Origin of the sequence: Polaromonas naphthalenivorans CJ2, assembly GCF_000015505.1 — a bacterium.
Classification (GTDB): Bacteria; Pseudomonadota; Gammaproteobacteria; order Burkholderiales; family Burkholderiaceae_C; genus Polaromonas; species Polaromonas naphthalenivorans.
In genome coordinates this window covers 2,440,682-2,459,270 of the sequence record NC_008781.1, presented here as the reverse complement: position 1 = coordinate 2,459,270, position 18,589 = coordinate 2,440,682, and the positions used below count along the sequence as shown (strand labels likewise).

The 18,589-nt window shown below is 65.8% G+C and carries 23 protein-coding genes; 7 read left to right on the top strand and 16 right to left on the bottom strand.

Features of this window, described 5'->3' with window-relative positions; all coding sequences use genetic code 11:
* The first annotated feature begins 1 nt into the window (after position 1).
* Genes nifN through PNAP_RS11600 form a run of 6 tightly spaced genes read left to right on the top strand, consistent with a single transcriptional unit; the run spans position 2 to position 3,504 of the window.
* Positions 2 to 1,417, top strand: a complete 1,416-nt coding sequence (nifN, locus tag PNAP_RS11625) for a nitrogenase iron-molybdenum cofactor biosynthesis protein NifN (RefSeq protein ID WP_011801710.1) — start codon at positions 2 to 4, stop codon at positions 1,415 to 1,417.
* Positions 1,418 to 1,437: 20 nt separating this feature from the next.
* A complete protein-coding gene (gene nifX, locus PNAP_RS11620) occupies positions 1,438 to 1,848 on the top strand; it encodes a nitrogen fixation protein NifX (protein ID WP_011801709.1) in 411 nt (136 codons plus the stop codon).
* Positions 1,845 to 2,357 carry a NifX-associated nitrogen fixation protein gene (locus tag PNAP_RS11615; protein ID WP_011801708.1) on the top strand — a complete coding sequence of 171 codons (513 nt, stop codon included), beginning with the start codon at positions 1,845 to 1,847 and terminating at the stop codon, positions 2,355 to 2,357. The genes nifX and PNAP_RS11615 overlap by 4 nt, the downstream gene beginning before the upstream one ends.
* Positions 2,358 to 2,359: 2 nt before the next feature.
* Positions 2,360 to 2,560 (top strand): CCE_0567 family metalloprotein, encoded by a 201-nt coding sequence (locus PNAP_RS11610; protein ID WP_011801707.1) that lies wholly within the window; start codon positions 2,360 to 2,362, stop codon positions 2,558 to 2,560.
* A 20-nt stretch (positions 2,561 to 2,580) separates the two neighbouring features.
* The gene (gene fdxB, locus PNAP_RS11605) at positions 2,581 to 2,889 is read left to right on the top strand and encodes a ferredoxin III, nif-specific (RefSeq protein WP_011801706.1); all 309 of its coding nucleotides are present in this window, start codon (positions 2,581 to 2,583) and stop codon (positions 2,887 to 2,889) included.
* Between the two features lie 12 nt (positions 2,890 to 2,901).
* Positions 2,902 to 3,504 carry a nitrogen fixation protein NifQ gene (locus PNAP_RS11600; RefSeq protein WP_011801705.1) on the top strand — a complete coding sequence of 201 codons (603 nt, stop codon included), beginning with the start codon at positions 2,902 to 2,904 and terminating at the stop codon, positions 3,502 to 3,504.
* Between the two features lie 45 nt (positions 3,505 to 3,549).
* Here the strand turns inward: PNAP_RS11600 and PNAP_RS11595 are convergent, their stop codons facing one another.
* From PNAP_RS11595 to PNAP_RS11535, 13 genes are all read right to left on the bottom strand, one after another.
* Positions 3,550 to 4,029: a hypothetical protein gene (locus PNAP_RS11595; RefSeq protein WP_011801704.1), complete on the bottom strand. Its 480-nt coding sequence runs from the start codon at positions 4,027 to 4,029 to the stop codon at positions 3,550 to 3,552.
* A complete protein-coding gene (locus PNAP_RS11590; RefSeq protein ID WP_011801703.1) occupies positions 4,026 to 4,349 on the bottom strand; it encodes a (2Fe-2S) ferredoxin domain-containing protein in 324 nt (107 codons plus the stop codon). The genes PNAP_RS11595 and PNAP_RS11590 overlap by 4 nt, the downstream gene beginning before the upstream one ends.
* Positions 4,350 to 4,368: 19 nt before the next feature.
* Positions 4,369 to 4,668, bottom strand: coding sequence for a ferredoxin family protein (locus PNAP_RS11585; RefSeq protein WP_011801702.1), 300 nt, complete (start codon positions 4,666 to 4,668; stop codon positions 4,369 to 4,371).
* Positions 4,665 to 5,975, bottom strand: a complete 1,311-nt coding sequence (locus tag PNAP_RS11580; RefSeq protein ID WP_011801701.1) for an FAD-dependent oxidoreductase — start codon at positions 5,973 to 5,975, stop codon at positions 4,665 to 4,667. Before PNAP_RS11580 ends, PNAP_RS11585 begins: the two co-directional genes overlap by 4 nt.
* Before the next feature lie 27 nt (positions 5,976 to 6,002).
* Complete coding sequence (locus PNAP_RS11575) at positions 6,003 to 7,118, bottom strand: electron transfer flavoprotein subunit alpha/FixB family protein (RefSeq protein WP_011801700.1); 1,116 nt, start codon at positions 7,116 to 7,118, stop codon at positions 6,003 to 6,005.
* Positions 7,115 to 7,963, bottom strand: coding sequence for an electron transfer flavoprotein subunit beta/FixA family protein (locus PNAP_RS11570; protein ID WP_011801699.1), 849 nt, complete (start codon positions 7,961 to 7,963; stop codon positions 7,115 to 7,117). Before PNAP_RS11570 ends, PNAP_RS11575 begins: the two co-directional genes overlap by 4 nt.
* Positions 7,964 to 7,982: 19 nt before the next feature.
* Positions 7,983 to 8,324: a nitrogenase stabilizing/protective protein NifW gene (gene nifW, locus PNAP_RS11565; protein ID WP_011801698.1), complete on the bottom strand. Its 342-nt coding sequence runs from the start codon at positions 8,322 to 8,324 to the stop codon at positions 7,983 to 7,985.
* Positions 8,325 to 8,329: 5 nt separating this feature from the next.
* Positions 8,330 to 9,127, bottom strand: coding sequence for a serine O-acetyltransferase (gene cysE, locus PNAP_RS11560; RefSeq protein WP_011801697.1), 798 nt, complete (start codon positions 9,125 to 9,127; stop codon positions 8,330 to 8,332).
* Entirely contained in the window at positions 9,124 to 10,311 is a 1,188-nt protein-coding gene (gene nifV, locus PNAP_RS11555; RefSeq protein ID WP_011801696.1) for a homocitrate synthase, read from the bottom strand. The genes cysE and nifV overlap by 4 nt, the downstream gene beginning before the upstream one ends.
* Before the next feature lie 197 nt (positions 10,312 to 10,508).
* Positions 10,509 to 11,093, bottom strand: a complete 585-nt coding sequence (locus PNAP_RS11550) for a chromate transporter (protein WP_011801695.1) — start codon at positions 11,091 to 11,093, stop codon at positions 10,509 to 10,511.
* The gene (locus PNAP_RS11545) at positions 11,090 to 11,665 is read right to left on the bottom strand and encodes a chromate transporter (RefSeq protein ID WP_011801694.1); all 576 of its coding nucleotides are present in this window, start codon (positions 11,663 to 11,665) and stop codon (positions 11,090 to 11,092) included. Before PNAP_RS11545 ends, PNAP_RS11550 begins: the two co-directional genes overlap by 4 nt.
* A gap of 205 nt (positions 11,666 to 11,870) precedes the next feature.
* Positions 11,871 to 12,614 carry a 3-oxoacyl-ACP reductase FabG gene (gene fabG, locus PNAP_RS11540; RefSeq protein WP_011801693.1) on the bottom strand — a complete coding sequence of 248 codons (744 nt, stop codon included), beginning with the start codon at positions 12,612 to 12,614 and terminating at the stop codon, positions 11,871 to 11,873.
* A 102-nt stretch (positions 12,615 to 12,716) separates the two neighbouring features.
* On the bottom strand, positions 12,717 to 13,184 hold the full coding sequence (locus tag PNAP_RS11535; protein WP_011801692.1) for a universal stress protein: 468 nt from the start codon (positions 13,182 to 13,184) through the stop codon (positions 12,717 to 12,719).
* Between the two features lie 216 nt (positions 13,185 to 13,400).
* Between PNAP_RS11535 and PNAP_RS11530 the strand changes: the two genes are divergently transcribed.
* Complete coding sequence (locus PNAP_RS11530) at positions 13,401 to 14,243, top strand: universal stress protein (RefSeq protein WP_041376671.1); 843 nt, start codon at positions 13,401 to 13,403, stop codon at positions 14,241 to 14,243.
* 48 nt (positions 14,244 to 14,291) lie between these two features.
* Here PNAP_RS11530 and PNAP_RS11525 read toward each other — a convergent pair whose 3' ends face one another.
* The 3 genes from PNAP_RS11525 to PNAP_RS11515 are packed head-to-tail and all read right to left on the bottom strand — an operon-like array spanning position 14,292 to position 18,588.
* On the bottom strand, positions 14,292 to 15,482 hold the full coding sequence (locus PNAP_RS11525; protein ID WP_011801690.1) for an efflux RND transporter periplasmic adaptor subunit: 1,191 nt from the start codon (positions 15,480 to 15,482) through the stop codon (positions 14,292 to 14,294).
* Between the two features lie 3 nt (positions 15,483 to 15,485).
* Positions 15,486 to 17,852, bottom strand: a complete 2,367-nt coding sequence (locus tag PNAP_RS11520; RefSeq protein WP_011801689.1) for an FtsX-like permease family protein — start codon at positions 17,850 to 17,852, stop codon at positions 15,486 to 15,488.
* A gap of 4 nt (positions 17,853 to 17,856) precedes the next feature.
* Positions 17,857 to 18,588, bottom strand: coding sequence for an ABC transporter ATP-binding protein (locus PNAP_RS11515; RefSeq protein ID WP_011801688.1), 732 nt, complete (start codon positions 18,586 to 18,588; stop codon positions 17,857 to 17,859).
* Between the last annotated feature and the right edge of the window lies 1 nt (position 18,589).

The window sequence follows — 18,589 nt, the reverse complement described above, 5'->3', positions numbered from 1 at the left end:
TATGGCCAGCGTTGTCGAATCGAAAAAATCCTGCACGGTCAACCCGCTCAAGATGAGCCAGCCGCTGGGCGCGAGTTTTGCCTTTCTGGGGCTGGACGCCTGCATGCCGGTGATGCACGGCTCGCAGGGCTGCACCTCGTTTGGCCTGGTGCTGCTGGTGCGGCACTTCAAGGAAGCCATTCCGCTGCAGACCACGGCCATGAACGAGGTCACTTCCATCCTCGGCGGCTACGACAACATTGAAGCGGCGCTGCTCAATATCCGCAAGCGCGCAGCGCCCAAGGTCATCGCCATCTGCTCGACCGGCCTGACCGAAACCAAGGGCGACGATGTGGACGGCTACATCGTCACGGTGCGTAAGCGCAAGCCCGAACTCGATGACACCGAAATCGTCTATGTCTCGACGCCCGACTACGTGGGCGCTTTCGAGGACGGCTACAAGCACGCCATCACCGCCATCGTCAAGGCGCTGGTCAAGCCGCTGCCGGTGAAGGCCGACCAGATCACCCTGCTGCCCGGCAGCCACCTGTCGCCGGGCGACATCGACGAGCTGCGCGAGATCATCGAATCCTTTGGCCTCTCTAGCATTGTGCTGCCCGACATTTCGGGCTCGCTCGACGGCCACATCGCGCCCGACTGGCGCGGCACGACGCTGGGCGGAACGACGCTGGAACAGATTCGCGCCGCTGGTGGTTCAGCCTTCACCCTGGGCGTGGGCGAGCAGACCCGTGAGGGTGCCGAGGCGCTGCGCGAGATTGCCGGCACACCGCTGGAAATCTTCGAGCGCCTGACGGGGCTGGAAGTCAACGACCGCTTCCTGCAGCGCCTGGCGCAGATTTCCGGCAAACCCGTGCCCGCCAAATACCGGCGCCAGCGCAGCCAGCTGCTCGACGCCATGCTCGACGGCCATTTCTACACCGGCGGCGTGAAGGTGGCGATTGGCGCCGAGCCTGATTTGCTGCTGGCCGTGGGCGGCCTGCTGCACGAGATGGGCGCCGAGCTGCGCTGCTGCATCAGCACGACCAAATCCCCGGCGCATGCGCTGCTGCCCGCCGAACAGGTCGTGCTGGGCGACCTTGAAGACCTGGAGCGCGGCGCGGCCGACGCCGGTTGCGACCTCCTGATCACCCATTCGCATGGCCGGCAGGCGGCGGAACGGCTGAACAAGCCGCTGCTGCGCATCGGTTTTCCGGTGTTTGACCGCATCGGCAATGCGCACCGCCGCATGGTGGGCTACCGGGGCACGATGGACTTCATTTTCGAAATCGCCAATCTCATGATCGACCAGATCGTGCATCACCATCCGGGCGACTGGCCGCTGACGCCCGAGGCCGCCGCCGCCGCTGCGCCCAGCGCTGGCGCCGGTTGCTGCGGCACCCCTCTCACCCCCACCACGCTGGCTGAAGCCAGTGCCTGACCTTAACTTAGGAGGTTCTCATGAAAATCGCTTTCGCTACCCAGGACAAGGAGCGCGTTGACGCGCACTTCGGCTGGGCCAAGAGCATCGTCGTCTATGAGGTGTCGCCTGAAGGCCACCATTTCATCGAGAGCTTCGACTTCGGCGACAAGCTCGAAGAAGACGGCGACGAGGACAAGCTCGCGCCCAAGCTCGAAGCCATCAAGGATGTCGCCATTTTGTATGTCGCCGCCATCGGCGGCTCCGGCGCGGCGCGCGTCGTGGCCATGAAGATCCACCCCATCAAGGTGCCGCAACCCGAATCGATTGCGGAAATCCTGGACAAGCTGCAGGTCGTGCTCAATGGCACGCCCCCGCCCTGGCTGCGCAAGGCGCTGGCCAAGGACAACGAACGCTCTTTTGACTTTGAAGATGACGAGGTAACCCCATGACCGAACAAGCCAGCATTGAAACTCCCGTGACGCCCGTAACGCCTGCGTCCCCCGCCAGCGACGAGGCCCTGATGGGCACCGCCTTCGTGCAGCAACTGGTCAAGCAGCTGCGCGCGCAGGACATCCACGGCACCTGGGAAGGCAAGACCGACCTGGAATTGCTCAAGCCCTACATCCACACGGCCGAAGAGCGCCGCGCATTGCCAATTTTGGGCGACCCGGACCCCGAGACGCTGTGGCATCTGGAGATTTTCTACAACGCCATTGCCGTGGCCGTCGAGCGCGAAACCGGCCAGATGGTCTCGCCGATGATGAAGATGAGCCACGAAGGCTTTGGCCGCATGGTGCTGATCGCCGGCCGCCTGGTGGTGGTCAACAAGCAGCTGCGCGACGTGCATCGCTTCGGTTTCCCGTCGCTGGCCAAGCTGGCGGACGCGGGCGGCAAGTTCTTTGACGAAGCCGTCGCCATGATCCGCGCCTACCCGGCCGTGGCCCAGTACGGAGCCTGAGCATGAGCACGGATGCCGACGAACTCAAGGCGCGCCTGAAGAAACTCAACGCGCGCGCCACGCAGGCCAAGATGGACCTGCACGACCTGTCCGAAGACCTGCCCACCAACTGGGAAAAGATTCTTGAAGTTTCCCAGCGCTGCCATGAAGCCCATGCCGCGCTGATGGAGGCACGCAAGGAGGCTGCTGCGGCAGCAGGCTGAAAACCCCGCCAGGAAACGCCATGAGCAACACATTCAACATCACCATGCCCAGCGGCGCCACCTGGACGCCCACCTTTGTCGCCTCGCTGGACGAGGAAAAGTGCATCGGCTGCGGCCGCTGCTTCAAGGTCTGCCCGCGCGGCGTGCTTGAACTCGTCGGCCTGAACGCCGATGGCGAGTATGTCCGCGTCGATGACGACGATGACGACGACGATGAATACGACAAGAAGGTCATGACGATTGCGCACCAGGAGCTGTGCATCGGCTGCACCGCCTGCGCCAAGATCTGCCCGAAGAAGTGCTATACCCACGCCCCTGCGGTGATCTGAGCGAGCCGGGACATGAGCGCCCACGCCGTGTTGATGTCTTGCGCACCGGACGCGAACGATGCGGCCGCCCTGGCCCTGGCCGGGGTGCTGTCAGCCGCGTTCGAGCGCCACGGCCGCAGCCTGCTGCCCATGCCCGGCCTCGATGCGACGGCCACGCGCTGGCTGCTGGCGCGCTGGTTTCCCGGCGCTGATGCGGCGCTCGGGCTGGACTGGCACGCGCTGGCCGGCGCCGACCGCATCGAGCCGCGCAGTGACGAAATCGAGGAAGTGGTCAGCCTGCTGCGCGAACACGCGGACCTGGCCGCCGGCCCCGCGCAAGCGTCGGACGCCATTGCCTGGGCGATGGCCTGCGCCAGCCTGGGCGACAACCATTTGTGGCAAGACCTCTGCCTGCCATCGCGCAACGAACTCTCGGCGCTGATCGGCCACTGGTTTCCAGCGCTTGCCGCCAAGAACACGCAGCACATGAAGTGGAAGAAATTCTTCTACAAGCAGTTGTGCGAACGCGAGGATATTTTGATTTGCAAGGCGCCGACCTGCGGCGTCTGCACGGATCATGCCGTGTGCTTTGGGCCGGAGGATGCCCAGGCAAGCCAGGTAATCGCGTTTCATTGATACCTTCCAGCCTCGCCACGGCTGGACAGATGCTCGATCAATTCCTCAAACCGACTCGCGCAGCAGCGTCTCGACGGTACTGGCGCCCAGGTGGTCTTCCGGGTCCAGCAGGCGCAGTTGCGCCACCAGCGCCGCAGCGGTGTTGCGCTCGCCCCGGCGCAGGCTGATGAAGGCCAGCGCCTTGAGCGTGAAGAGCCAGAAGCGCGCCGGTCCCGGCACCGAAAAATCGGTATCGCCAGGCGCCACCAGCCGCCAGTCAGCGGCCAGTTGCGCCGCCTTGGCCGCAGCCGCCAGGCCCTTGCTGGCCGCAGACAGCGCCAGGTCGAGCTGGCCGCGCCCGGCGTGCATCTTGTAGAGCAGGTAATACACCGGCAATTGGTCCGGTGCGGTGGCCGCCGCCGTCCACAGCGCCGCCTCCACCTGCGCGGGCGGCGCATTGCGCGCCACGTCGATCAGGTGCTGCACGGCCGGGGAAACCGTGCCGCCGAACAGCTCGGTGGACTCAACCCCGGTCAGCAGGTTCACCAGACCGCCTTGGGCGCCAGCAGGCGCTCGACGGGAACGCCGCCTTCGAGGTGGCTGTCGAAGATTTCGTTGACATCTTCAAGCGTCACGCCCCGGTAGAGCACGCCTTCGGGATAGACCAGCACATTGGCGCCCAACTCGCAGGGGCCGATGCAGCCGGAGTTGGTGATGGAGACTTTTTCGTAAGCCTGGCGCTTTTGCAGTTCGGCCCAGAAGGCCTGCAGCACGGCGACGGCGCCCTTGCTGGCGCACGAGCCTCGCGGATGGACAGGCGGACGGTTCTGCGTGCAGACGAAAACGTGGCGCAGGGGTTTGCTCATGGTGTGGCTGCTTTCTTTTTTAACCGAACTTGAAGAGGATGCCGTGGCCGCCGCGCGGGTATTCCCAATCGACGTTCATGTGCTCGCTGCAGATGATGCGGCAGCTGCCGCACTCCAGGCAGCCGTCGGTGATCAGGGTCACGGTGCCGTTGCCCTCGGTCTTGTAGCAGGACGCCGGGCAGACAAAGGTGCAGCTCTTGGAGCCGCACTCGTTGGTGCAGATGTCGGCATCCTTGATCTTGATGTGGGGCCGCCCGGCATCGACGCGGTAGCGGTTCTGGAAGAGTTTTTCTTCCACATTGACGGTAATGGCAGTCATCGTATGGCCTTCCAGAGTTTGTACGCATCACCCACCAGCCCGGTGAGCTTGCGGGTCTTGCGGAAACTCGCGAATATCTCGCGCTCTTTGGTTTTCTTGTCCACGCCGTCCACGGTGATCATGGTGCGGGCCGCCTGCGCCACCATGTCCGGGTAGCTGGTGAAGAACTGCGGGTTCTTGTGCAGCACCTTGGGCATGTCGCGGTACTTGTACAGATCCTTCATCACGAAGCTGTCATCGAGCGCCGTTTTGTAGGCCTTGAGCGAATCGGCGCGGTAGCCCTTGCTGGCGGCCTTGGCGTTGATGACGGTTTCTGCGGCCAGCCGTCCGGTGGTCATCGCCAGGTTCGAGCCTTCGCGGTGCACCGCGTTGACGAAGCCGCCCGAGTCGCCGACGATCATCCAGCCGTTGCCGTAGATCTGCGGAATCGCATGAAAGCCGCCTTCGGGAATCAGGTGGGCGCAGTATTCCTTCATCTCGCCGCCTTCGATCAAGGGGGCGATGGCCGGGTGGCGCTTCATCTGCTCCAGCAGCGCATACGGGCTGGTGCGGTTCGGGTTGTTCTTGAAGTCGCCCAGCATGCAGCCCACGCCGATGGTCAGCGACTCCTTGTTGGTGTACAAAAAGCCCGTGCCCATCATGCCGTCGGTGATGCGCCCGACCATCTCGATCACGACGCCTGATTCCTCGCCGATGTTGAAGCGCTGGCGGATGGTTTCCTCGGGCATGAAGAGGATTTCCTTGACCGCCAGGGCGACGTTCTCGGACTTGATCTCGCCGTGAAAGCCGGCCTTGCGCGCCAGCGTCGAGTTCACGCCGTCGGCCAAAATCACCACGTCGGCATAGACATCGCCCTGGATGCGGTCGCACTGCACGCCGACCACTTGGTCGCCGTCCATGATCAGGTGGTTGACGGTGGTTTCGCAGATCAGCAAGGCGCCGGCTTCGCGCACCTTGGCGCTGAACCACTTGTCGAACTGCGCGCGCAGGATGGTGTAGCGGTTGTAGGGCGGCTTGTTGTAGTCTTCGCTGCGGATGTGCGTGCCGACGAACGAGGTTTCGTCCAGCAGCCACATGCGCTGCTCGATGATGTGGCGCTCCAGCGGCGCGTCATCGCGGAAGTCGGGAATGATCTGCTCCAGCGCGTTGGCATACAAGATGGCGCCCTGCACGTTCTTGCTGCCGGGGTATTCGCCGCGCTCGATCTGCAGCACTTTCAGGCCGGCCTTGGCCAGCGTGTAGGCGCAGGCGTTGCCCGACGGGCCGGCGCCGACGACGATGGCATCAAATTGGGATGGTTTTTTCATCTCGTTCTCCTGTGAGCGGTCAGCAACTCAAGCCACCTGGCGGCTGCGCAGCGCCAGATGGGCGGCGAAAGCCTGGGTCAACGCGGGCAGCACCTGCATCGCGTTGCCGACGATGCCGTAATGCGCGAATTCAAAAATCGGCGCGTTGACATCGGTGTTGATGGCCACGATCACGTCGGCCGCCTCGCAGCCCACGCGGTGCTGGATGGCGCCGGAAATGCCGGCGGCAATGTAGAGCTTGGGCCGAACCGTCTTGCCGGTCTGGCCGACCTGCCGGTCAGCCTCGACCCAGCCGGCCTGCACGCAGGGGCGGGTGGAGCCGACTTCGCCGCCCAGCACCCGCGCCAGCTCGAACACCAGCTTGAAGTTCTCGGGGTTCTTCAGGCCCTTGCCGCCGCTGACGATGACGTCGGCATACGGCAGGTTGATCTTGTTGCTGTTGGCGTCGGCGATGAAATCGAGCATCTTGGTGACGATGTCGGTTTCGATCATGCCCAGCGTGTCGTAGGTGATCTCGCCGGTGCGGCTGGCGTCGGCACGCGGCATCAGCATGACGCGCGGGCGCACCGTGGCCATCTGCGGGCGGTAGGCCAGCGTCATGATGGTGCAGTACAGCGAGCCGCCGAAGGTCGGACGCGTCGCGGCCAGCGCCTTGGACGTGGGGTCGATCTTCAGTTCGGTGCAGTCGGCGGTCAGGCCGGTGAGCAGCGTGGTGGCGACAGAGCCGGCCAGGTCGCGGCCCATCGAGGTCGCGCCAAGCAGGAAAATCTCCGGCTGGTATTTGTTCACCAGGTCGGTCATTCCCTTGGTGAAGGGCTCGTTGCGGTAGCCCTTGAGCACCGGGTCTTTCATGATGTAGGCCTTGTCGGCGCCAAACGTGAAAGCCTCGGCGGCGAACTTCTCCAGCGGCTCGTCCGGGCCGCCGAGCAAGATGGCGCTGACCGGGCAGCCCAGGGTGTCGGCCAGCTTGCGCGCTTCGCCGATCAGTTCCCAGGAAACGCTGTGGACGTGACCGCGGTCATGCTCGATGAACACCCACACGCCCTTGTAGGCCTTGAGTTCGTCGGACAGTTCCAGGTTGCGGCCACCACGGCCGGCGGGGCGCTTGGCCGGTGCGGCAGCAGGGGTAGGGGCTTGGCTCATGTCATCTCCTTCATCAGCAAATCGGATTCAAGCGTCGGATGCCGGGTAAAAATCTTCTGGATCAAATTGAGTGACACGTCGCGCAGGCTGGAGCTTTCCAGGTCCAGCATCTCGACCTTTTCGCTGCGCGGCGTCGGACCGAAGACCTTGCTCACCACCGTGGGCGAGCCTTTCAGGCCGATCTTGCTCAGGTCTTCGATGCCGGCGTCTTCCTTGCTCCACTTGCGCACCGGGTAGGCGGCGGCGTGGATCATCGCGGGCAGATTCGCAAAGCGCATCTCGTTGGTGTTTTCCAGCATCGTGATGAGGCAGGGCAGCGAGGTTTTCAGCACCTGCACGCCGCCTTCGGCACGCCGCTCGACGGTGATGCTGCGCTTTTCGAGATCGACCTCGACGATGCGCGACACGTAGGTCAGCAGCTGCAGCCCCATGCGCTTGGCGATGCCGGGGCCGACCTGGGCGGTGTCGCCGTCAATCGTCTGCTTGCCGGTGAAGACGATATCGACCGCCTGCTCCTTGGCGATCTGGCGCACGCCGGCGGTCAGCGCATACGAGGTTGCCAGCGTGTCGGCGCCGGCAAAGGCGCGGTCGGTGACGAGCACGGCGTCGTCGGCGCCAAAGCTGATGCATTTGCGCAGCGCTTCCTCGGCCTGGGGCGGCCCCATGCACAGCATGGTGACCTTGCCGCCAAACTTGTCTTTCAGCCGCAGCGCTTCTTCGAGCGAGAACAGGTCGTAGGGGTTGACGATGGCCGGAACGCCCTGGCGCATGATGGTGTTGGTGACCGGGTGGACGCGGATCTGCGCCGAATCCGGAACCTGCTTGATACAAACGACGATGTGCATGTCAATGACTCCTTGGTTGTCAGGCAGCGGCAGCGCGCTGCGGCATGGACGCCCTGAGGCTGTCCAGCGTCACATGCTGCTTGCCGTCGGTGTCCTGGAACACCTTGAATACTTTTTCCTGGGCCGGCGTGGAGGTGACGAAGTCTCCGTAGGCCTTGGTCAGCAGCGCCCGGTAGGCGGTGAACATCTGCAGCTCATCGGTCTGCGCCAGCGGTGTCTCCTGCCGGAGGTACTGGAAAAAGCGCTTGAGAATGTGCAGCCGGCTGATGTTCATCACCTTCTGATCGAAGGGAACGCCAAAATACTGCATGAAATCCTCGGCGGAGGACAGGGTTTTGAGCTGTTGAAGAAAGTTTTCCATTGGGCTTACTCCATGGTGGACGGTTGAAGAAAGGACTGGTCAAAGCCAGGTTCGGCACAGTGATCGCTGCAGGCGCCGCAGGCTGTTGCGGGGGTGGACAGGAAGTCGGCATGGGGAATTTGCCGCTCCAGCTGCGCAACGCGGTCCAGCAGACAGGCAATGGCCTTGCCGACCGGGTCGGGAATCAGGTGGTGGTTCAAATCGAACCCGTGGGTCGTGCTGCGGCGCGGCGTCACCACGCGGCCCGGAATGCCGACCACGGTGGCGCCTGCCGGCACTTCCTCGATGACCACCGAATTGGCCGCGACACGCGCCCGGTTGCCGACCCGGATCGGTCCCAGAATCTTGGCGCCGGCGCCCACCACGACCTGGTTGCCCAGCGTCGGGTGGCGCTTGCCGGCGCTCCAGCTGGTGCCGCCCAGCGTGACGCCGTGGTAGAGCGTCACATCGTTGCCAATCTCGGCCGTCTCGCCAATCACGACGCCAGCCCCGTGGTCGATGAAAAAGCGCATGCCGATGCTGGCGCCCGGATGGATGTCCACCTGCGTCAGCCAGCGCGCCGCAAAGGAAATCCAGCGTGGCCCATAGCGCCAGCCGCGCCGCCACAAGGCATGCGCCATGCGGTGCAGCGCAATCGCCTGCACGCCGGGGTAAATGGTCCAGACTTCCAGCAGGCTGCGTGCGGCCGGGTCGCGCTCCAGCACGCAGCGGGCGTCCTCGCGCACCAGCGACCACCAGGAGCGGCGCGGCACGGCCAGCTCTTTGAGCGCGGTGGCCGGCACGGATTTTTGAGTAGGTTTCATGCCTGGCCCAAGGCCACCGTGTCAGCGGTGAACGGTGCAAATGGCAGATTCGGCGGATGCGGCAGATGCGAGTCGCGCAGAAAGCCGCGCAGCTCGTCCGGCGTGGCTTCCTGCTTGACGCGCATGGCATGGTCGCGGATGCGCGCCAGCACGCGGCCGGTCAGCGCATCGTCGTCCAGCACCACGCCCATCGCGCCGTAAGCCTGGCGCACCGACTGCGAACCCGAATGCTTGCCCAGCACCGTGCGCCGCTCGCGGCCCAGTTCGGAAGGGTCAAAACTCTCGTAGGTCGAAGCGTTTTTCAGCAGGCCGTCGATGTGAATGCCGGACTCGTGGGTGAACACCGCCTCGCCGACGATGCTTTTGTTGAAGGCCACCTGGCGCCCCGAGGCTCTGGCCACCAGGCGTGAAATGGAAACCAGCGCCTGCGTGCTGACGCCGGTTTGCGCATGGTGCAGGTGGCGCACGCCCATCACGACTTCTTCGAGCGCCGCATTGCCGGCGCGCTCGCCCAGGCCGTTGACGGTGGTGTTGGCATGCGTGGCGCCGGCGCGCAGGGCGGCCAGCGTGTTGGCGGTGGCCAGCCCGAGGTCGTTGTGCGCGTGAATCTCGATGTCCAGGTGTACCGCTTCGCGCAGCCGGGTGATGGCCTCATAAGTCGTGAACGGGTCGAGCACGCCCAGCGTGTCGGCAAAGCGGATGCGGCTGGCGCCGCAGTCCTGGGCGCGCCGGGCGACCTGCGAGAGAAAACCGGCGTCGGCGCGCGACGCATCTTCAGCGCCCAGCGAAATCTTGCGGCCGCTGGCCACGGCCTTTTCAATCACCCGCGTGACCTGGGCCAGGACCCACTCGCGCGACTGGCGCAGCTTGTGGCGAAGGTGGATGTCGGACACCGGAATCGACAGGTGGATGATGTCGGCCTGGCAGCGCAGCGCGCTGGCCAGATCGGCATCGGTGAGGCGCCCCCAGATCATCAGGGCAGCGGGAAGCTCCAGCGCCGCAATGGTGTTGATGCAGTCGATTTCTTCCTCGCCCATGGCGGGGATGCCGATTTCCATTTCCGGCACGCCGGCTGCGGCCAGCGCGCAGGCGATGGCGCATTTCTCATCGACGGTAAAAGCCACCCCGGCGGTCTGTTCGCCGTCGCGCAAGGTGGTGTCGTTGATGATGAGATTGAGCGGCATGTGCGGCGTCCTTTGCTACCCATATCGCAAGGTGCATGCCACATGTTTTCAGGGTTGAAAGTGCCGTAAAAGGCCGTTTGCAGGGCGGGTTTGTCGGGTCTGAAACCGGCTGCGGGGCCGGCTGGCCCGGGGTGTCTGTCGGGAATGTGCTGTTTCGGACAGAGCGGGGTGGGGCGGGTCTGGAATGCCGGGTACGCCTAAACCAGGCCATGCCAGCCGAGCAGGGCGCCCGCGCCCAGCAGCCAGAGCAGGTGCGTTTTAGTGCGCCAGACGATCAGTGCGGCCGCCACCGTCACCAGCCACAGCGGCCAGTCCTGGAGCGAACTGCCGTTGGCGCTGGCCAGGATCCAGCTGGTGGCCATCAGCAGCGCCACGACGATGGGCGCCATGCCCTGCTTGAAGGCGCGCACCGCCCGCAAGTCGCGGTTGCGGTGGCCCCACTGGGCGGCGGCATAGGTCAGCACGGTGCTGGGAATCAGGATGCCCGCCAGCGACAGCAAGACGCCGAGCAGGCCGGTCAGCCAGCCGCCGGCATTCAGGCCGACATTCCAGCCGAGCAGGGCGACGAACAGCAGATTGGGGCCGGGCGAAGCCTGCGCCAGCGCAATCGAGGCATTGAACTGTGCGTCGGTCAGCCAGTGCTGCTGCTCGACCAGGAAACGGTGCATGTCGGGCACGGTGCTGACCGCGCCGCCGACCGAGAGCAAAGACAGCATCAGGTAATGAAACAGCAGGTTCAGCCAGTCCTGCACGCTTAACACCAGCGTCAGCGCCCCGGTCATGGCTTGAGCCTGGCGTAAGCCAGCACGCAGGCCGCGCCGCCCAGGCCGAACAGCACATAGACCAGCGGCCAGCGCAGCAGCGCAATCGCCACAAAGCACAGCGCGCCAAAGGCCGCGCACAGGCGCAGGCCGAGCACGTTGTTCAGCAGGGCGCCCGCCAGCTTCAGGCCCGTCGCCGCAATCAGCCCGGCCGCCACGGCGCCCATGCCGCGCAGCGCGCCAGCCACACCGGGATGGCCGGCAAACTGGGCATAGACCAGCGCCAGCAGCAGCACCAGGATGAGCGGCGCCGTGAGCATCCCGGCCAGCGCCGCCATCGCGCCTTTAAAGCCGAAAGAGCGCGCGCCAATCATCATCGAGAGGTTGACCACATTCGGGCCGGGCATGACCTGCGCCACGGCCCAGTCTTCAATGAACTCCTCGCGCGTCATCCAGCGCTTTTTTTCCACCAGCTCGCGCTGCACCACGGCCATCACGCCGCCAAAGCCCTGCAGGGCCAGCAGGGTGAAGGAAACAAAGAGATCAGTGGGTGATTGGGGTTGCGGATGATCCTCCGCCGGCAGGGAACTCATGCGGCAATTATCGCTGCTGGCCTGGTGAGCCGTGGCTGGAGCCGGCCACGGTGAAACTCATTTGATGCTATCTAAATAATAGCTGACTACGCCCGTCCACTATGCGCAAACGGCATAAAACACCATGAAATGATGGCTGCAGGCCCGGCTGGGGGCTTGCCGCCCACGCCATTCGCGACACCGGCCATCGCGCACTGCCTGGCAGTCAGACCGTCATGCCGCCTGACACTTCGATCACCGCGCCGTTGATGTAGCTGGCCTCGTCGCTGGCCAGGAAGGCGTACACATTAGCGATTTCCTCGGGCCGGCCCAGGCGCTTGAGGGGAACCCGGTGCTCCATTTCCTTCAGCACGTTCTCGGGGATGGTCGCAAGAATCGGCGTGGTGACAAAGCCGGGCGCCACGGCGTTCACGCGGATGCCCTTGGGGCCGAGTTCGCGGCTCCAGGTCTTGGTGAAGCCGATCACGCCGAACTTGCTGGCGGCATAGTTGGTCTGGCCGAAGTTGCCGTAGATGCCGACCACCGAGCTGGCGTTGAGAATCACGCCGCTGCCTTGCGCCACCATGCTGTCGGTCACCGCCTGGGCGCAATGAAACACGCCGCGCAGGTTGACATCGATCACCCGGTCGAACTGCTCCAGCGTCATTTTCTGCAGCCGCGCATCCTGCGTGATGCCGGCGTTGTTGACCAGCACGTCGATGCGGCCGAACTGTTCCATGACCTGGCCGACCACCGCATCGACCCTGTCGCGCTGCGTCACGTCCATGACGTAGCCGGCCGCCTGCGCGCCCAGCGCCTGGCACTGCCTGACGGCCTCGTCAATCGCCGACTGCCTGATGTCGCAGACGATGACGATGGCGCCTTCGCTGGCGAACTTGAGGGCGGTGGCCAGGCCGATGCCCTGCGCCGCGCCGGTGATGAGGCTGACCTTGTTCTGGAGTCTTTGCATGGTGGGCTTTTTGGAGTGAAGAGTGGCGGGAATCAGTCAGCCGGCGGATGGTGGCGATACAGCCTGTCCCGGGTTGAAAGCGCTGAAAACGCTGAAAGCGTGTCAAGCCGCCGGGCTGGCGCTCTCGCCCGAGCGAATCACCAGCACCGGCACCTGCGCCAGTCGCAGGATTTGCTCGGCGCCACTGCCCAGCAGCACACGGCCGATGCCGCGCCGGCCGTGGGTGCCGACGACGACAAGGTCGGCCTTCCATTGCTTCGCGGCATCGGCGACCGCTTCGGCCAGCCGGTCGCCCAGCTTATCGCACAGCAGGCTGTCGGCCGGCACGCCCGCCGACTGGGCGACCGCCAGGGCGTCATCGAGTATTTTGGCTCCGGTGTCGCGCATGGCCGTGATCAACTCGCCCGAATAAGCGCCGTACTGCTCGTAGCCGGTCAGGTAGGCCAGCTCTTCAAGCACATGGATGAGCCGCACGCGGCCACCCGATTCCCGGGCCAGTTGCAGGGCGGCGACCAAGGCCTTGTTGGCGGTTTCGCTGCCGTCAACCGGAACAAGTATTCGCTGGTACATGAGGCGCTCCTTGATTGAAATTGGAATCATGAGTGTGGACGCAGGGCTGGCGAATCGTGTTGACGTGCGTCAAGCGCCGGGAACGCACGGCTTGGGCATGACGGATCGCGGCCTGGAGTTCCGGGGCGGCTGATGGGGCTGGTTGATGTTTCTCAAGCCGCAGCGGATGGCGAGCTAATAAGGTTGCCCTATTGCAACTTGTTGACGGAGTCCGCCATGAATGCTTCCTTTGCACAGCTATTGGTACACCTTGATGCCTCGCCGCAGGCGGTTCAACGCCTGGAGGCAGCGCGTCGGATCGGACAGGCGCAAGGCGCCGCAGTGACTGCCCTGTATGCCGTCACGCCCCATTTCGTGGAACTGCCGTTTTCACCGGAAATCGGACCGGGCATCGCGGCGTCCCTGCGCGGGATTGATGATGCCTTGCGCGACCGGGCGCGCGTCGTGTTCGAGCAGTCGCTGGCGACGCCGGGCGTCGCCATGGCATGGGCCGAGGTTCGCTCCGACCCGATCATGGCGGCGTTCGCGCAGCAGGCTTTCTATGCCGACCTGCTGGTGCTGGGCCAGCACAACCCTTTCAGTGCGTCATCGTCCGGCGTGCCGCCGGATTTTGCCGCGAACGCGATGCTCATGAGCGGCAAGCCGGCCCTGATCCTGCCGTATGTCGGCGCGCTGCCCGGCGTGATTGGCGACACTGTCGTGATTGCCTGGAAACCCGCCCGCGAGGCGGCCCGTGCCGTGAGCGCTGCCATGCCTTTGCTCAAGCGCGCGCGGCGCGTCGTCATTCTTTCGTGGTCCGGCGACGATGAGCCGGTTGAAGGCGGCCGGCTGGACCTGAACGGCTACCTGCGGCTGCACGGCGTCGAGGCGACCTGGCAGCGCGAGGGGGCCGAGCCCGATGCACTGGGCGAATTGCTGCTCTCGCGCGCCTTCGATCTCGGGGCCGACCTGCTGGTGATGGGCTGCTATGGCCACAGCCGGGCGCGCGAGTGGGTGTTGGGCGGCACCTCGCGCACGGTGCTGGAGTCCATGACGCTGCCGGTGCTGATGGTGCATTGACGATGCCATCGCCTGAGCCGTTTGGCCGGATTGCGTGATGCGCCGGATTCAAGGCCTGCGCACCCGAATGCTTCGGCCATCGGCCAGGGTTGCCGGCGGATAGACCACCACCGTCTGGCCTGGCGCCAGCCCTTTGCGCACCGAGGCCATGGTGGCGTTGCGCGCTGCCACCTCCACCGCCTGCAGGCGCGCCTTTCCGGCCTCCAGCCGGTAGGCTGCCATGGCCTCGCCATGGGGAAACAAGGCCCCGACCGGAACCAGCACCGCCTGGTCGGTGCTGGCCGTGACGATCCTCACCCCGACCCGGAACCCATCGCCCATGGCGCGCCAGGCTTGCGGCGGATCGGCAATGTCGATCAGCACGTTGACCCGCTGCTCTTCAATGCCCAGGGCGGAAACCTTGGTGAACGCAGCCGGCTCCACGCGGCGAACCCGGCCTTCGACGGGCGGTCCACCCCAGCGCTCGATCACCACCCGCAAGCCGGGACTGGCCTTCACCGCATCGGTGGTCAGCAACTCGCTGACCACTTCCATGCGCGCGGGGTCGCCAACGTCGAGCAGGGCAGCGCCGGCGGCGATGGTGGCTTCGCTCGGCTGCGGGATTCGCAGCACCCGGCCGCTGACCGGCGACCGCACGGCGAACGGGCGGCCGCTTTGGGCGCTGGCTGCGGCCGGCATCAGCGCGGCGCTGGCCTGGGCCTGCTCATGCCGGGCGATGTCGCGTTCGGCACGGGCGACCTCCATCTCGCGCCGGGCGGCTGCCAAGGCCAGGCGAACGGTGTCCAGGCGCGAAGGCGATACAAAGCCCTCGTCAGCCAGCCGGCTCGTGCGCTGCATTTCCAGCCCGGCCTCCTGCAGCGAAACCTCGGCGCGGGCGATCCGGGCTGTCGCGCGCTCGACCCCGGCCATGGCCGACTGCAGCCGCGCCTGGGCTTCGCGCCGGCTGCGCTCATCGACCATGGGCGACATCAGCGGCGTCAGCACCGCCACGGTGTCGCCGGCCGTGACGGTGTCGCCTTCGCGCAGCGTGATGCGCGACAGGCGCGCCGATACCGGGGCTGAAATCGTGTAGCGCTCTATCAGGCGGGTGCGGCCGTCCTCTTCAATCGACTGCTCGAAACGGCCCTGCGTGACCGCTGCCACCTCGACCTCGATGGCACGCGGTGCAAATGCCCAGGCCAGCGCCAGGGCCGCAACGCCTGCGGCGGCGATCAGCATCCAGACTGTTTTTTTCTGCACCTTTTATTCCCTTGTCTTGAGCGAAGCCACCATGTCCAGCCGGTCGATGCGACGGCGCACCACCAGCGCGCTGGCCAGGCCGGCGCCGACCACGCACAGCGCCGCCCAGGCGTAGGTGCGCGGGCGAATGACCACCGGAAACAAAAACTGGTCCGAGCGCATCAGCCCGACCAGCGTGTGCGTCAGCGCCCAGCCCAGGAACATTCCCACGGGAAGGGCCACCGCGATGCCCAGCGCCAGCTCGCCGAGCAGCAGCATCGACACCTCGGCGCGGGTGAAGCCCAGCACCCGCAGGCTGGCCAGCTCCCAGCTGCGCTCGGCCAGCGCGATGCGGGCATTGTTGTAGACCACGCCGACCGCAATCACGCCGGCGAAGGCGGTCAGGATGGTGCTCATGATCAGGATGTTGCGCGCCGAGACTTCCTGCATGTTGCGCAGCATGGTCGCCTTGCTGAACGCCCCGGCCACGCGCGGCATGGCCTGCGTGGCCTGCAGCACCTGCGGCGCCGCGCCCCGCTCGACGGCGATGCTGAACAGCGAGGCGACATCGCCGTCGCCCAGCAGGCGGTTCAGCGCCTGCCGGTCCATGAAGGCGTTCAGGCCCATCATGTCGCGCACGGTGCGCTCGACAACCACCTGGCGCACCGGGCGCCGGCCTTCGCGCACCTCGACCGTCACCGTCTCGCCGACGCGCAGGCCGAGCTTGTCGGCCAGCCGGTCGGTCATCAGGAGGCCGTCCGGGCCGGGGCGGGCCTGTTTCAGGTCCACGTCGATGATGCGGCGCAGCTCCGGCGGCGACGCATAACCCTGGATGACGCCGCTCTCGCTGCGCGGGCCGTGCACAAAACGAACCGCCACGCTGCGGCCCGGCTCGACCTGCAGCACGCCCGGAATGCGCGCCAGCGCCCTGGCGGCCGAGGCATCGACCGGGTCGGTGGTCCAGACGGCGATGTCGCCGCGCATCGCCAGGTTGAAATTGGCATCGACGATGACCTCGATGGCGTCGCGGAAAAAGTTCCCCATGATGACGATGGCCACCGCTGCTGCGATGCCGCCGGTGGTCAGCGCCGAACGCAGCGGGCGCCGCTCGATGTTGCGCAGGATCATGCGCAGGGCCGGGCTGACGCGCAGGCGCGGCACGCGTTCGAGCAGCGAGCGGCGGTAGCGGCCAGGCGCCAGCGGGCGCATGGCTTCGGCCGGCGCCAGCCGGACCGTGGCGGCGATGGCCGTCAGGGTTCCCAGCAGGGCGGTCAGCGTGACGATGGCCAGGCTGGTCACGACCAGCGAGGGTGCAATCCGGTGGACGAAGCTGGGAAAGCGGAAAAAATCGGCATACAGCGCCGTGAGTTGCCCGCCCAGCCAGTCGCCCAGCAGCAGGCCCAGCAGGTAGCCGCCCCCGACCATGGGCGTGACCAGCTTGAGGTAGTGCAGGGCGATGCTGCGGTTGGCGTAGCCCAGCGCTTTCAGCGCGGCAATCTGCTCGCGCTGGGTGGACACCAGGCGTGCGGCCACCACATGCAGCAAAAAGGCCGCCACCGCCAGGAAGATGGACGGCAGCAGCGTTCCCAGCACGCGCTGCTCGCGGATTTCGTTGTCCAGCATGGCGTGCGACACCTGGTCCACCCGGCCCCGGGCCGGCAGGCCGCCGCTGGAGGCCAGCAGCCGGTCCACCGCGTCGATCACGGCCGGCTGCGACGCGTGCGGCGACAGCTTGAGCGCCACATGGTTGAAGGCGCCGGCCATGTTCAGCGCGGCGGCCAGCGCCTCCTTGTCGAGCCAGAAGACGCCAAAGGCGCGCAGGTCCGGCATGCCCCACAGGCCGGCAAAAATGTACTCGGGCGACAGCGCAATGCCGGTGATGCGAAGCACCCGGCGCTTGCCGTTGATGAGTGCTGACACCTGCGCGCCGGCCTTGAGCCCATGCGCTGCGGCAAAGCCTTCGGACACCAGCGACTCCAGTTCGCCGCCCGCATATGTGCCCGTTCCGGGCAGCCGGCCCGCACGCAGCGTGACCCGGTTCAGCCGTTGCGGCTGGTGGCTGTCCAGGCCAATGAGCTGGCCCACCACGGGGTCGGGGCTGTTCGTCAGCGTGATGCGCGCCGTCGTCTCGACGGTCGCTTCGGCCTCGGTGACGCCCGGCACTTCGCGCAGCCGCTGCGCCAGGCTGTCGGGCGCGCGCTTGACCGTGGTGAACACATCGGCAAAACGCCCCCGTTCATAGAACTGGTCGCGTGCCAGCGCCAGCGAATCCACTGCCGACAAACTGGCCACGAAGCCGCCAATGCCGCTGGCCACCACCAGGGCGATTGTCAGGGCCTGGCTCCAGAGCAGCTTCAAGTCCCGCAGCACCTTGCGGTCCAGGGCCTTCATGGCGTCACCACGACAACTCGGCCGGCGTCAGCCGCCGGGCCGGCGTCTCGATGCTGGCAATGCGCCCATCGACCAGGCGAATCACGCGGTCCGCCATGCCGGCGATGGCCGCGTTGTGGGTGATCACGATGGCCGTTGTTCCCAGTCCGGCATTGATGTTGGCAATGACTTCCAGCACCATCTTGCCGGTGGCATAGTCCAGCGCGCCGGTCGGCTCGTCGCACAGCAGCAGTTGGGGGCGTTTGACGATGGCCCGCGCGATGGCCACGCGCTGCTGCTCGCCGCCCGACAACTGGGACGGGAAATGGTCGCGCCGCTGCGTCAGGGCGACCAGCGCCAGCGCCTCGTCCACGGGCATCGGGTTGTCGGCGATGTCGGTGACCAGGGCCACGTTTTCCCGCACCGTCAGGCTGGGAATGAGGTTGTAGAACTGGAACACGAAGCCCACATGCTCGCGGCGATACACGGTCAGTTCTTCGTCCGTCGCATGGGTCAGGCGATGCTCGAAAAACTCGATCTCGCCGCTGGTGGGGATGTCCAGGCCGCCCAGGATGTTGAGCAGGGTGGACTTGCCGCTGCCCGACGCGCCCAGCAATACCACGAATTCTCCGCTGCGCACGTCAAGGCTGATGTCGCGTAGCGCATGCACCGCCGACTCGCCGCTGCCATAAGTCTTGCACAGCGAGCGGATGCGCAGCACCGGAGCGCCCGGCGGCTGCGCATCTGGATTGGCCATG